The following is a 12,403-nucleotide window of genomic DNA, read 5'->3' on the forward strand; positions in this document are numbered from 1 at the left end:
GCATGTATCGGCTGACAACCCGCACCCGCGCCGGAACTGCCACGGAAATCGCCGTGTTCGTTCTCGTCCCGGCCGGGCTCGCCTTGCCCGCCGTGACCTCGCGCGGTGTCATACAGGACCTGTTCTTCATTCTCACCATGCTGACGCTGGCGCAGATCTGGAACCTGCTGGCGGGCTATGGCGGTCTCATCTCGGTGGGCCAGCAGGCCTTCGTCGGCATCGGCGCTTATGCGATGTTCGCTGGCGTGATCCTGCTGGGCTGGAACCCGGTTGCCGCGATCCTGCTGGGCGGCCTTGCGGCGCTGGCCCTGGCCGTTCCCACGGCCTTCTTCGCCTTCCGCCTGCAGGGCGCCTATTTCGCCATCGGCACCTGGGTGATCGCCGAGGTGACGCGGCTGCTGATCGCGCAATGGAAGGCGCTCGGCGGCGGCACCGGCACCTCGCTGCCGCGCGAGGCGACCAGCAACATCATGGGCACGGATGCGATCCAGGCGCTGTTCGGCGTGCGCGAGGCGGCCGCGCGCGACATTCTCGCCTATTGGCTGGCGCTGGCGCTGGTCGTGGTCGTCACCGGCTGCATCTACTGGCTGCTGCGCAGTCGCCTCGGGCTGGCGCTGGCAGCCGTACGCGACAATGTCGAGGCGGCCCAATCGGTCGGCGTCGATGTCGGGCGGCTCAAATGGGCGGTGTTTCTGATCGCCGCGGCCGCCACCGGACTGACCGGCGCGCTGATCTTCGTGCAGACGGCCCGCATCTCGCCGGAGGCGGCCTTCGCCGTCACCGACTGGACGGCCTACGTGATCTTCATCGTCGTCATCGGCGGCATCGGCACCATCGAGGGACCCATAGTCGGGGTGCTGGTCTTCTTTGCGCTGCGTTCGGCGCTGGCCGACTACGCCAGCTGGTACCTGATGACACTCGGCCTCGCCGCCATCGCGGTGATGCTGTTCGCACCGAAGGGGCTGTGGGGGCTGATATCAGCCCGCAGCGGCCTGCACCTGTTTCCGGTCCGCCGCAGGCTGGCCGGTCTGAAGATCGAGGGAGGAAATTGATGGCGGATATCGAAACCGACGTACTGGTCGTGGGCACGGGCCCGGCCGGCTCGGCCACGGCGGCACTTCTCGCCAGCTCCGGCGTGGCCAACATGGTCGTGAACCGCTACCGCTGGCTGTCGAATACGCCGCGTGCCCACATCACCAACCAGCGCACCATGGAGGTGCTGCGCGACCTCGGGCCGGAAGTCGAGGCCGAGGCTGTGATGCACGCCTCGCCGCAGGAACTGATGGGCGAGAACGTGTTCTGCGAAAGTCTGGCGGGCGAAGAGCTTGGCCGGATGAAGAGCTGGGGCACCGACCCGCTCTCCAAGGCTGAACATCTCCAGTCGTCGCCGTCCTTCATGAACGATCTGCCCCAGACCTTCATGGAACCGATCCTGTTCAAGACGGCGTGCGCGCGCGGCACGCAGGCGCGCATGAGCACCGAATATGTCAGCCACGTCCAGGATGCGGACGGCGTCACCACGACCTGCCGCGACAGGCTGTCGGGCAAGGACTTCACCGTGCGGTCGAAATTCCTCGTCGGTGCCGATGGCGGCAACTCCCTGGTGGCCGAGCATCTGGGCCTGCCGTTCGAGGGCAAGATGGGCGTCGGCGGGTCGATGAACATCCTGTTCCGGGCCGATCTTTCGAAATACGTCGCGCACCGGCCAAGCGTCCTCTACTGGGTCATGCAGCCCGGCGCCGATGTCGGCGGGATCGGCATGGGTCTCGTTCGCATGGTGCGGCCGTGGAACGAGTGGCTCATCGTCTGGGGCTACGACATCAACCAGCCGCCGCCCGATGTGACGCCGGAACTGGCCACTGAGGTCGCCCGCCAGCTGGTCGGAGATCCCGGGCTCGAGATCGAGCTCCTGGGCGCCAACACCTGGACCGTGAACAACTGCTTCGCCACGCACATGCAGAAGGGGCGAGTGTTCATCATGGGCGACGCCGCGCATCGGCATCCGCCCTCGAACGGGCTTGGCTCCAACACCTCGATCCAGGACGGGTTCAACCTCGCCTGGAAACTTGCCAAGGTCGTCAAGGGGCAGGCGGGGATCGGGCTGCTGGAAAGCTATTCGGCCGAGCGTGCGCCGATCGCGCGCCAGATCGTGACGCGCGCGAACCAGTCGATCGCCGAATTCGGTCCGATCTTCGAGGCGCTCGGCATGGATGGCGGCGTGGATCACGACAAGATCCAGAAGAACATGGAGGCCCGCGCCGACGCCACACAAGCCGCCGAAACGCAACGCGAGGCGCTGCGCAAGGCCATCGCCTTCAAGAAGTACGAGTTCGACGCCCATGGCGTCGAGATGAACCAGCGCTATGCGTCGGGCGCCGTCGCAAGCGACGGCCAGCGCGAGCCGGCCTTCGAGAAGGATCGCGAGCTCCACTATGCGCCCACGACCTGGCCGGGCGCGCGTCTGCCGCATGTCTGGGTGTTCGAGCGCTCGGGCCGGAAGATCTCGACGCTCGACCTTTGCGGACATGGCGAGTTCACGCTGTTGACCGGCATTGGCGGCGAGGCCTGGGTTGCCGCTGCCGACGCGGTGGGCGCGGAACTCGGTCTGCCGATCCGCACATATGTGATCGGCCCGCGCCGCGCGGTCGAGGACCATACCGGCGACTGGGCGCGCGCACGCGAAATCCGCGACGCGGGATGCCTGATTGTGCGTCCCGACCACCACATCGCCTGGCGCGCCGAAACGCTGGCGGCCGATCCGGCGGCGGAGCTGCGCCGCGTCTTCAAATCCGTTCTGGCGCGCTGAGGAGGATCCCATGACCGACGACCACGAACACGGCTATTTCACCGAAACCAACTCGGCCGAAGTCGTCGTGGCGCGCAACAAGAACGCCAAGGACCAGCGGCTCGGGCAGGTCATGGAGGTCATCACCCGCAAGCTGCACGAGGCGGTGAAGGAGATCGAGCCGACGCAGGAGGAATGGTTCGAGGCGATCATGTTCCTGACGCGGACGGGCCAGATCTGCAACGAGTGGCGGCAGGAGTACATCCTTTTGTCGGATGTCCTCGGCGTCTCGATGCTGGTCGACGCGATCAACAACCGCAAGCCGTCGGGCGCCTCGGAATCCACCGTACTGGGGCCATTCCATGTCGCCGACGCGCCCGAACTGCCGATGGGCTCGAACATCTGCCTCGACCAGAAGGGCGAGCCGATGTTCGTGCATGGCCGCATCCTCGACACCGAGGGCAAGCCGATCGCGGGCGCCAAGATCGATGTCTGGCAGGCCAATGACGAAGGCTTCTACGACGTCCAGCAGAAGGGCATCCAGCCCGACTTCAACCTGCGCGGCGTCTTCCGCACCGGTGCGGATGGACGCTACTGGTTTCGCGGCGCAAAGCCCAAATACTACCCGATCCCGGATGACGGGCCGGTCGGCAAGCTGCTCGGCGCGCTGGGACGCCATCCCTACCGCCCGGCGCATCTCCACTACATCGTCGAGGGCGAGGGCTTCGACGCGCTGACCACGCACATCTTCGATCCGGACGACCCGTATATCGATACGGACGCCGTCTTCGGCGTGAAGCAGAGCCTGCTCGCCGAATTCCGCAAGGTCGAGGATGCCGACGCCGCGGCGAAGGCCAAGGTTGCCGCGCCGTTCTACGACGTGGAATTCGATTTCGTGCTTTCGCGAAAGAAGAAGTGAACCGCCGCGCCGCGGGTGCCGCGAAGGCGCCCGCACGCAGGCCGGTATCGTGCAAATGGGAGGAAACTGATGGCCGCACTTGAGAAGATGTTCGATGTCAGAGGCAAGTCGGTGATCGTCACCGGCGGCGCCAGCGGCATTGGCCAGGCCTATGCAGAGATCATGGCCGAGCATGGCGCGAAGGTCTGCATCTTCGACCTGAACCCCGCCGGGCTGGAGAAGACCGTCGCCGCGATCAGGGCTTCGGGCGGCGAGGTCTGGGGCCAGGTCGTCGATGTCGGCGACCGCGCGGCGATGGCTCGAGCCTTCGACAAGGTGGCCGAGAAGGCGGGTTCGATCGATGTCGTGTTCGCCAATGCCGGGATCGACGCCGGCCCGGGCTTCAACACCCCGACCGGCGAGAGGAACCCCGAGGGCGCCATCGAGAACCTTCCCGACGAGCACTGGGACAAGGTGATCGAGATCAATTTGACCTCGGTCTACACCACCATCAAGCATGCCGTGCGGCACATGAAGCCGAATGGCGGCGGCCAGATCATCGTCACATCGTCCATCGCCTCGCTGATCAACGAGAGCATCGTCGGCACCCCCTACATGCCGGCCAAGGCCGCGGTGAACCATCTCGTTCGCCACATGGCGATGGAACTCGGCGCCTACAACATCCGCATCAACGCCATCCTGCCCGGACCGTTCATCACCAACATCGCCGGCGGCAGGCTGCGCAACCCGGCGGACCGCAAGGCCTTCGAGGCCCAGTCGCTCGTCGGCCGCATCGGCGATCCGGAGGAGATCAAGGGTTTGGCGCTCTACCTGGCGTCGCCCGCCGCGTCCTACGTCACCGGCTCGCTGATCGTCATCGATGGCGGCTCGCTGCTGCGGATGACCTGAACAAGTTTTGAACTGACGCCGGTCTCGTCGAGGGGACGGGCCGGCTTAACCAAGGGAGGAAATGACCATGACCTACTACAACAAACTCGTGAAATCGGGCTTGCCCAGCCGCCGGACCGTGCTGAAGGGGCTTGGAGCTGGTGTTGCCGCCGCCAGTACGCTGGCCATGCCGCGCTATGCGCGCGCCGCGACGGCGGGCAAGATCAAGCTGGGTTATCTCAGCCCCACCACCGGTCCGCTCGCCCTCTTCGGCGAGACGGACGGCTACACCTTGCAGAAGATCCGCGCCCTGCTCGGCGGCCAGCTGCAATGCGCCAACGGCAATACCTACGAGATCGAGATCCTCGACCGCGACAGCCAGTCCAATCCGAACAAGGCATCGGAAATCGCCGGCAACCTCATCCTGAACGACGAGGTGCACCTGCTCGTTCCGGCCTCGACCACCGATACGATCCTGCCCGCGGCCGAACAGTCCGAACTCTATGAGACGCCCTGCATCTCCTCGGGCGCGCCCTGGCAAGCGGTGATCATGCCGCGCGGCGGCGGCAAGCAGACCTTCGACTGGACCTACCATTTCTTCTGGGGTCTCGACGAAGCGCTGAACACCTTTGTCGGGCTCTGGAACCATCTGGAGACCAACAAGAAGGTCGGGATGCTGTTTCCCCAGAACATCGACGGCGAGACCTGGGGGAATGACGAATACGGCCTGCCGGCACCAACCCGCAAGGCCGGCTACGAGGTCGTCGTGCCCGGCTACTTCCAGCCGCGCACCAATGACTTCTCCGCGCAGATATCCGAATTCAAGAAACAGGGCTGCGACATCATCGGCGGCATCACTTATCCGGACGATCTCAAGACCTTCGTCACCCAGTGCAACCAGCAGGGCTTCAAGCCGAAGGCGGTCACGGTGGCGGCAGCACTCTTGTTCCCGGGCGGCGTCGAGGCGATGGGTCCGCTCGGCAACGGCATGTCCTCCGAGGTCTGGTGGACGCCCGCCTTCCCGTTCAAGTCGTCGCTGACTGGCCAGGTCAGCAGCGACATCGCCAGCCAATGGGAAGCCGATTCGAAGCGGCAGTGGACACAGCCGCTGGGTTATTCGCATGCCCTGCTCGAGGTCGCGCTGGACATATTGAAGCGCTCCTCCAATCCGCTCGACCGGACGGCCAACCGCGACGCGCTGGTCGCCACCGATCTGCAGACGCTGGTCGGCCATATCAAGTTCGACGGTTCGGCGCACAAGAACATCTGCAAGACGCCGATCTTCGGCGGCCAGTGGGTGAAGGGCGAGAAATGGCCCTACGACCTGAAGATCGTCGACAACACGGTCAATCAGCTCTTCGCGCCGCAACAGGCGATCAAGCCGATCGCCTGGTGACATGAGCAGGGACGCGGACGGATCGATGGATAGGGAAATCCTGCTGACGGCGCGCGGCGTGTCGAAGTCCTTCGGCGCCGTCCGCGTCCTGCATGAGGTGAGTTTCGACGTGCGTCGGGGCGAGGTGCTGGGCATCCTCGGCCCGAACGGGGCGGGCAAGACGACGCTGTTCAACATGATCAGCGGCGATTTGAAGGCGTCCGGCGGCGAGATCCAGCTCGGCGACACGGCGCTGCGCGGCGAGCCGCCCTTCCGTCGCTGCCAGATGGGGATCGGACGGACCTATCAGATCCCGCGTCCCTATTCCGGCATGACCACTTTCGAGAACCTGCTGGTCGCCGCCGCGTTCGGCGGCGGCCGGTCGGAGAAGCAAAGCTATGCCTTCTGCGCCCAGGTGCTGCGCGATTGCGAGCTTTCCGACAAGGCCAATGTCTCGGCCGGTGCCCTGACGCTGCTCGACCGCAAGCGGCTGGAACTGGCGCGCGCGCTGGCGTCGGATCCGAAGCTGCTGCTGCTGGACGAGATCGCGGGCGGGCTGACCGACGATGAATCGAAAGCGCTGGTGGCGCTGGTGCGCCGCATCCGCGACCGCGGCATCACCATCGTCTGGATCGAGCACGTGCTGCATGCGCTGCTGGCGGTGGCCGACCGGCTGTTGGTGCTGAACTTCGGCGAGAAGATCGCCGAAGGCGTGCCGGCCGAGGTGATCGCGCTGCCCGAGGTCCAGCGCGTCTATATGGGGATCGAGGCATGACGGCCGTTCTTTCCACCCACGGGCTCTTGGCCCGCTATGGCGATTTCCAGGCGCTCTACGGCATCGACATCGAGCTGCACCAGGGTGAGGCCGTGGCCCTGATCGGCGCCAACGGGGCAGGCAAGTCCACCCTCCTGCGTTCGATCATGGGCCTGCTCCCGGTCGGACGCGAGATGGTGCGGCTGCACGGCGACCCTGTCGGCGGCACCGCGACCGACCGCATGGTGCAGAAGGGCGTCGCCATCGTGCCGGAGGGCCGCCGCCTGTTCACCGGCATGTCGGTCGAGGACAATCTGCGCGTCGCCATCGACCAGGCCGCGCGCATGGGCGCCAAGGGCGGATGGACGCTGCCACGGCTGCACCAGCTGTTCCCGATCCTCAAGGAGAAGGCCCGCACGCAGGTGCAGAGCCTCTCGGGCGGGCAGCAGCAGATGGTGGCCATCGGCCGCGCGCTGCTGTGCCAGCCGCGCGTGCTGCTCTGCGACGAGATCAGCCTCGGCCTTGCACCCAAGGTGATCCGCGAGATCTATGCCGCTCTGCCTGAAATCCGTGCCACCGGCACGGCGATGATCGTGGTCGAACAGGATGTCGGCCTCGCCCGGAGCGCCTCGGATCGCCTCTACTGCATGCTGGAGGGGCGCGTGACCCTGACCGGCAGGTCGGCCGAAATCACGCGCGAGCAGATCGGCAAAGCCTATTTTGGAGCGGGCCATGGAGTGGTTTGACGCCTTGGTGCAGGGGATCCTGCTGGGCGGCATGTATGCCCAGTATGCGCTCGGAATGGCGCTGATGTTCGGCGTCATGCGCATCGTCAACATCAGCCATGGCGACCTGGTGATCCTGCTGTCGCTGATCGGCATCTCGATGGCCTCGGCCTGGGGTCTGGGACCGCTGCCTGTGCTGATCGTCTTGGTGCCGCTCGCGGTGCTGATGGGCTGGGTGCTGCAGAAGGCCGTGCTGAACCGGGTTGTGGGCAGCGATCCGCTGCCTTCGCTGATCGCGACCTTCGGACTGTCGATCGCGCTGCAGAACCTGATGCTGCAAATCTGGTCCGCCAACAGCCGGTCGCTGCCCGGCCATGGGATCGAGAGCCAATCCATCGAGATCGGCAGCGTCTATATCGGCCTGCTGCCGCTGATCGTGCTGGCGGTCGCCACGGGTCTGACCTGGGGCCTCGATCTGACGTTGAAGCGCACGCGCTTCGGCCGGGCGCTGCGCGCCGCGTCGGCCGATGTCGAGGCGGCGGCGATGACCGGCATCAACCCGCGCGCCGTCTATGCGATGGCGACGGCGGCGGCGGTCGGCATCCTGGGCTTTGCAGCCGTCTTCCAGGCGCTGCGATCGACCGTCGCGCCGGCCGATGGACCGGCCCAGCTGATCTACGCGTTCGAGGCGGTGATCATCGGCGGCATGGGTACGGTTTGGGGCGCCTTCGTTGGCTCGATGGTCCTCGGCATCTCGCAGGCCATCGGCTTCCGCATCGATCCGGGTTTTGGCGTGCTCGCCGGACACATCGTCTTCCTGATCGTGCTGGCGACCCGCCCCCAGGGCCTGTTCGGAAAGGCATTGGCATGAGCGCGATCCCCTACACGGAAGCTGAGGCGCCCGAGGTGCTGGTGCAGCGCCAGACCCGGTCGGGCCGCGTCGCGATGACGCTGGCGGTGCTGGCGATGATCGCTGTCGCGGCCATGCCTTGGTGGGCCTCGACCGGTACGATCCGCTCGATCCTGGTGTTATGCTGCTACATCGCAGTCGCGCAGATGTGGAACCTGCTCGCCGGCTATGCCGGCCTTGTCTCGGTGGGCCAGCACGCCTTCATGGGTGCGGCCGGCTACGCGCTTTTCGTGTTGGCGCAGACCTACGGCATCAATCCGTTCGCGGCGGTCTTCCTGTCGCTGCTGGTGCCGGCGGCGCTGGCCGTGCCGATCTACCTTTTGCTTCATCGCCTGGACGGTCCGTATTTCTCGATCGGCACATGGGTGGTGGCCGAGGTCTTCCGGCTGACCGCCTCGAACCTGCCACTGGTCAATTCCGGCGCGGGCATGTCGCTGCGCGTGATGAAGGATTATTCGGCCTTCGAGCGCAATGTCGCCATGTCACTGCTCTGCGCCGGCATGCTGCTGGTCACGCTGGGCGGCAGCTACTGGCTGCTTCGCTCGCGCTTCGGCCTTGCGCTGATCGCCATGCGCGACAATCCGGTTGCGGCTGCCAGCCAGGGCGTGAATGTCGCAAAGCTGCGCTTCCTCGTCTACGTCGCGTCGGCGGTCGGCTGCGGCCTTGCGGGCGCGATCTACTTCATGGCGCAGTTGCGGATCACGCCGGGTTCGGCCTTCGATCCGATGTGGGCGAATGTGGCGATCTTCATCGTCATGGTCGGCGGCATCGGCTCCATCGAGGGCGTTCTGATCGGATCCCTGATCTTCTTCATCGCTGACCGCTGGTTCGGTGAATACGGCGCAACCTATTTCGTTGTCCTCGGCCTGATGACGCTGCTGGTGGCGCTCTACGCCCGCACCGGCATCTGGGGCCTGATCTCGAAACGGTGGGATGCGCCATGGTTCCCGATCCGACGCAAGCTCGTCGATCCGGACCGCTGAGAGGGAGGGTTCTATGAAAGCAGCCATCTTCGATACGGTCGGCAGTCCGCTGCGCGTCGGCACGGTGCCGGACCCGACCCCGGCGCCCGACGAGGTCGTCCTGCGTGTCGCCGCTTGCGGCATCTGCGGCAGCGACTTGCACATCACCGAGGATCCAGCGCCTTTCGGCATCGTTGGAGGCTTCGTCCTCGGCCATGAATTCGCCGGCGACGTCGTCGCGCTGGGATCACGGGTGGCCGACCTTCGGATCGGTGACCGTGTCGCCGTCGTGCCGATGCGCGGCTGCGGGCACTGCCAGGCTTGCCGGCGCGGCGATCCAGGCCGCTGCCCCGACATGGTGCTGATTGGCGGCGGCTATGCGCAATACGCGGCCGTCGCCGCGCGCCAATGCCATGTCCTGCACGAAGAGGCGGCGATAGAGGATGGCGCGCTGGCCGAGCCGCTCTCGGTCGCGCTGCATTGCATCGTGCGCTCGGGCATGAAGCCGGGAGACCGGGTCGCGATCCTGGGCGCCGGACCGATCGGCCTGCTCGTCGCCTTCTGGGCGCGGCGGATGGGGGCGTCGTGCGTGGTCGTGGCCGATATCCACAGCCATCAGCGGGACCGCGCGCTGGCGCTTGGCGCGACCGGTTTCGCGCTATCGGGCAACAAGCTGGCCGAGAACCTTGCCGATCTCTGCGGCGGCGCGCCCGATATCGTCTTCGAATGCGTCGGCAAGCGCGGCCTCATCGACGCGGCGGTCAAGGCCGTCCGGCTGCAGGGCACGGTGGTCGGCGTCGGCCTGTGCATCGGCGGCGACGAATGGGACCCGTTCGTCGCGCTGACCAAAGAAGTGAACCTGCTGTTTTCGGTCTTCTTCCATCAGCGCAACGAGTTCGGCGTCGCCCTCGATGCGCTGCGCGGCGGACCTTTCGCGCCGCAGGCGCTGATCACCGAGCGGATCGATCTGTCGCCGGTTCCGCAGGTCTTCGAGAGCCTTCGCCGCCGCACGACGCAGTGCAAAGTGCTGATCCAGCCCGACCTTGTCTGAGGAGGAATAGAATGACCGTCCAGTTCGAAACGCTCGAATACGATGTCGGCGGCATAAAAACGGTGGTGAAGGCCATCGGCAAGGGCAAGCCCGTGCTGTTCCTGCACGGCGCCTCGACGCTGGAAGGTTTCGACTTTGCAGCAGGTCTCGCCGACCGTTTCCGCGTTCTGTGCCCCAGCCATCCGGGCTTCGGCTTTTCGGGTGCCGCGCCGCATGTGGTTGGCATGTCCGACATGGTTCTGCATTATCTGAACCTGCTCGATGCCCTGGACCTGCCGGAGAAGCCTCATCTCATCGGCTTTTCCATGGGTGGCTGGATGGCGACCGAGCTGGCTGGCCTTGCCCGCGAGCGTTTCGACAAGGTGGTGCTGGTCGCGCCGGCCGGGCTCAACGATCCCGCGCATCCGGCGACGGATTTGGGCGCGGTGGCGCCGCAGGAACTGCCGGCCTATCTGGCGCATGACGTCTCGGTGGCGTTGCGCTATTTCCCCGACGGCTCGGACCCGGCCTTTGCGGAGGCCTTCGGCGCCGATCGCGCCCGTGAGGGCGAGACGCTGGGTCGCCTGCTGGCGCCATTCGGCATGGGCCACCCGAATCTGCGCCGTTTCCTGGCGCGCATCACCAATCCGGCGCTGGTCGTCTGGGGCACCAGGGACCGTCTTCTGCCCGCCGGCCAGGCGCCACTCTTCGTCGAGGCGCTCCCGGATGCACGCCTGATCCAGGTCGAGGATGCCGGCCATTTCGTCATGCAGGAAAAACCCGAAACGCTGAGCAAGATCGGCGACTTCCTCGCCGGCTGATCACATTTCAAACAAGGAGGAGAAAACGATGAACAAACCCATCAAGCATGGCTCTTGGGGAACGACCGTCGACCATCGCGACCTGCTGAAGAAGATCGCGGAGATCGGGCCGATCTTGGAAGCCAATGCCGCCGACGACGAGGAGAGCGGCGAACTGACCCAGGCTAGTTTCGAGGCGCTGAAGCCGCTGCGCATGTCGCATATCTTCGCCGCCGAAAGCCTTGGCGGCGCGCAGTTGCCACCCACGCAGGGCCTTGAACTGATCGAGGCGATCACCTGGCATTCGGGTGCGGCGGGCTGGGTTTCGATGGTGCATTGCTGCATCGGCGCGATGTCGGCGGCCTTCCTGCCTGACAGTGCGGTCGCGCGGCTTTTCGCGCCGGGCACCGACAACCGCTTCTCGGGGCAGGGCGCGCCGCTGGGCATGCTGAAGAAGGTCGACGGCGGCTACCGGCTGAACGGCAAGTGGAGCTATGGCAGCGGATTCAGCCACGCCACCTACAGTCACAGCGCCGCCTTCGTCGACGACGGCTCCGGCAAGCCCGCCAAGGACGAGAACGGCAATGTCATCGTCATGTGCGCCCATGCGCCGATCTCCGAGCACAAGCAGCTCGGCAATTGGGACGTGCTGGGCCTTGGCGGCACGGGCAGCATCGACTACGCGGCCGAGGACGTCTTCATCGCCGATGATCTCGTCTTCCCGATCCTGACCGCGCCGCCGCTGCGCCAGAAGGAGTTCTTCAGCCTCGGTGTCGTGGGCCTCGCCGCCATCGGCCATACCGGCTGGGCGCTGGGTGCCGGCCGGCGGATGCTAGACGAGATCGCCAAGTTCGCCCGCTCGAAGTCGGGCCGCGCCGGGCTGATCGGCGAGAGCGAGAAGTTCTGGCACGACTACGGCCGCGCCGAGGCTCGCTATCGTGCCGCCCGCGCCTTTGTCTTCGAAACCTGGCGCGACGTCGAGGCGACGGTCGAGGCAGGCAACAGGATGTCGACGCGACAGATCAGCCTTGTCCATCTGGCCAAGTCCGAGATTCACGAAGTCGGCGTCGATATCTGCAACTTCGCCTACCGCGCGGGCGGCGGCGCGTCGCTGCGCGCCGGCGTGATCCAGCGCACCTTCCGCGAGATGATGGTGGCGGCCAACCACTTCACGATCGCGCCGTCGATCGTCACCTCGGCCGGCCGCGATATCGGCGGCATGTGGAGCGACCGCGTCTGGCAGTTCTACGACCTGATCGAGAAGAAGTAGTCCGAA

12 protein-coding genes are annotated in these 12,403 nt (G+C 65.9%); all 12 read left to right on the forward strand.

Annotated features, from left to right (window positions below):
* The first annotated feature begins 2 nt into the window (after positions 1-2).
* The 12 genes from JG747_RS14230 to JG747_RS14285 all read left to right on the forward strand — a co-directional run bounded on the left by JG747_RS14230 (position 3) and on the right by JG747_RS14285 (position 12,397).
* The gene (locus tag JG747_RS14230; protein ID WP_202362027.1) at positions 3-1,052 is read left to right on the forward strand and encodes a branched-chain amino acid ABC transporter permease; all 1,050 of its coding nucleotides are present in this window, start codon (positions 3-5) and stop codon (positions 1,050-1,052) included.
* Positions 1,052-2,806: an FAD-dependent oxidoreductase gene (locus JG747_RS14235; RefSeq protein WP_064985999.1), complete on the forward strand. Its 1,755-nt coding sequence runs from the start codon at positions 1,052-1,054 to the stop codon at positions 2,804-2,806. Before JG747_RS14230 ends, JG747_RS14235 begins: the two co-directional genes overlap by 1 nt.
* A 10-nt stretch (positions 2,807-2,816) precedes the next feature.
* Positions 2,817-3,704 carry an intradiol ring-cleavage dioxygenase gene (locus JG747_RS14240; RefSeq protein WP_202362028.1) on the forward strand — a complete coding sequence of 296 codons (888 nt, stop codon included), beginning with the start codon at positions 2,817-2,819 and terminating at the stop codon, positions 3,702-3,704.
* Between the two features lie 69 nt (positions 3,705-3,773).
* A complete protein-coding gene (locus JG747_RS14245) occupies positions 3,774-4,592 on the forward strand; it encodes an SDR family NAD(P)-dependent oxidoreductase (protein ID WP_019859757.1) in 819 nt (272 codons plus the stop codon).
* Positions 4,593-4,659: 67 nt separating this feature from the next.
* The gene (locus JG747_RS14250) at positions 4,660-5,967 is read left to right on the forward strand and encodes an ABC transporter substrate-binding protein (RefSeq protein ID WP_019859755.1); all 1,308 of its coding nucleotides are present in this window, start codon (positions 4,660-4,662) and stop codon (positions 5,965-5,967) included.
* Positions 5,968-5,992: 25 nt separating this feature from the next.
* Positions 5,993-6,721, forward strand: a complete 729-nt coding sequence (locus tag JG747_RS14255; protein WP_019859754.1) for an ABC transporter ATP-binding protein — start codon at positions 5,993-5,995, stop codon at positions 6,719-6,721.
* Positions 6,718-7,446 (forward strand): ABC transporter ATP-binding protein, encoded by a 729-nt coding sequence (locus JG747_RS14260; RefSeq protein ID WP_019859752.1) that lies wholly within the window; start codon positions 6,718-6,720, stop codon positions 7,444-7,446. The genes JG747_RS14255 and JG747_RS14260 overlap by 4 nt, the downstream gene beginning before the upstream one ends.
* Positions 7,433-8,296, forward strand: coding sequence for a branched-chain amino acid ABC transporter permease (locus JG747_RS14265; RefSeq protein ID WP_019859751.1), 864 nt, complete (start codon positions 7,433-7,435; stop codon positions 8,294-8,296). Before JG747_RS14260 ends, JG747_RS14265 begins: the two co-directional genes overlap by 14 nt.
* On the forward strand, positions 8,293-9,318 hold the full coding sequence (locus JG747_RS14270) for a branched-chain amino acid ABC transporter permease (protein WP_202362029.1): 1,026 nt from the start codon (positions 8,293-8,295) through the stop codon (positions 9,316-9,318). Before JG747_RS14265 ends, JG747_RS14270 begins: the two co-directional genes overlap by 4 nt.
* Before the next feature lie 13 nt (positions 9,319-9,331).
* Positions 9,332-10,348, forward strand: coding sequence for a zinc-dependent alcohol dehydrogenase (locus JG747_RS14275; protein ID WP_202362030.1), 1,017 nt, complete (start codon positions 9,332-9,334; stop codon positions 10,346-10,348).
* A gap of 11 nt (positions 10,349-10,359) precedes the next feature.
* The gene (locus JG747_RS14280; protein ID WP_202362031.1) at positions 10,360-11,148 is read left to right on the forward strand and encodes an alpha/beta fold hydrolase; all 789 of its coding nucleotides are present in this window, start codon (positions 10,360-10,362) and stop codon (positions 11,146-11,148) included.
* Between the two features lie 28 nt (positions 11,149-11,176).
* On the forward strand, positions 11,177-12,397 hold the full coding sequence (locus JG747_RS14285; RefSeq protein WP_202362032.1) for an acyl-CoA dehydrogenase family protein: 1,221 nt from the start codon (positions 11,177-11,179) through the stop codon (positions 12,395-12,397).
* Positions 12,398-12,403 lie beyond the last annotated feature (6 nt).

Origin of the sequence: Mesorhizobium sp. 131-3-5 (assembly GCF_016756575.1) — a bacterium.
In the GTDB taxonomy this organism is placed as follows: domain Bacteria; phylum Pseudomonadota; class Alphaproteobacteria; order Rhizobiales; family Rhizobiaceae; genus Mesorhizobium; species Mesorhizobium jarvisii.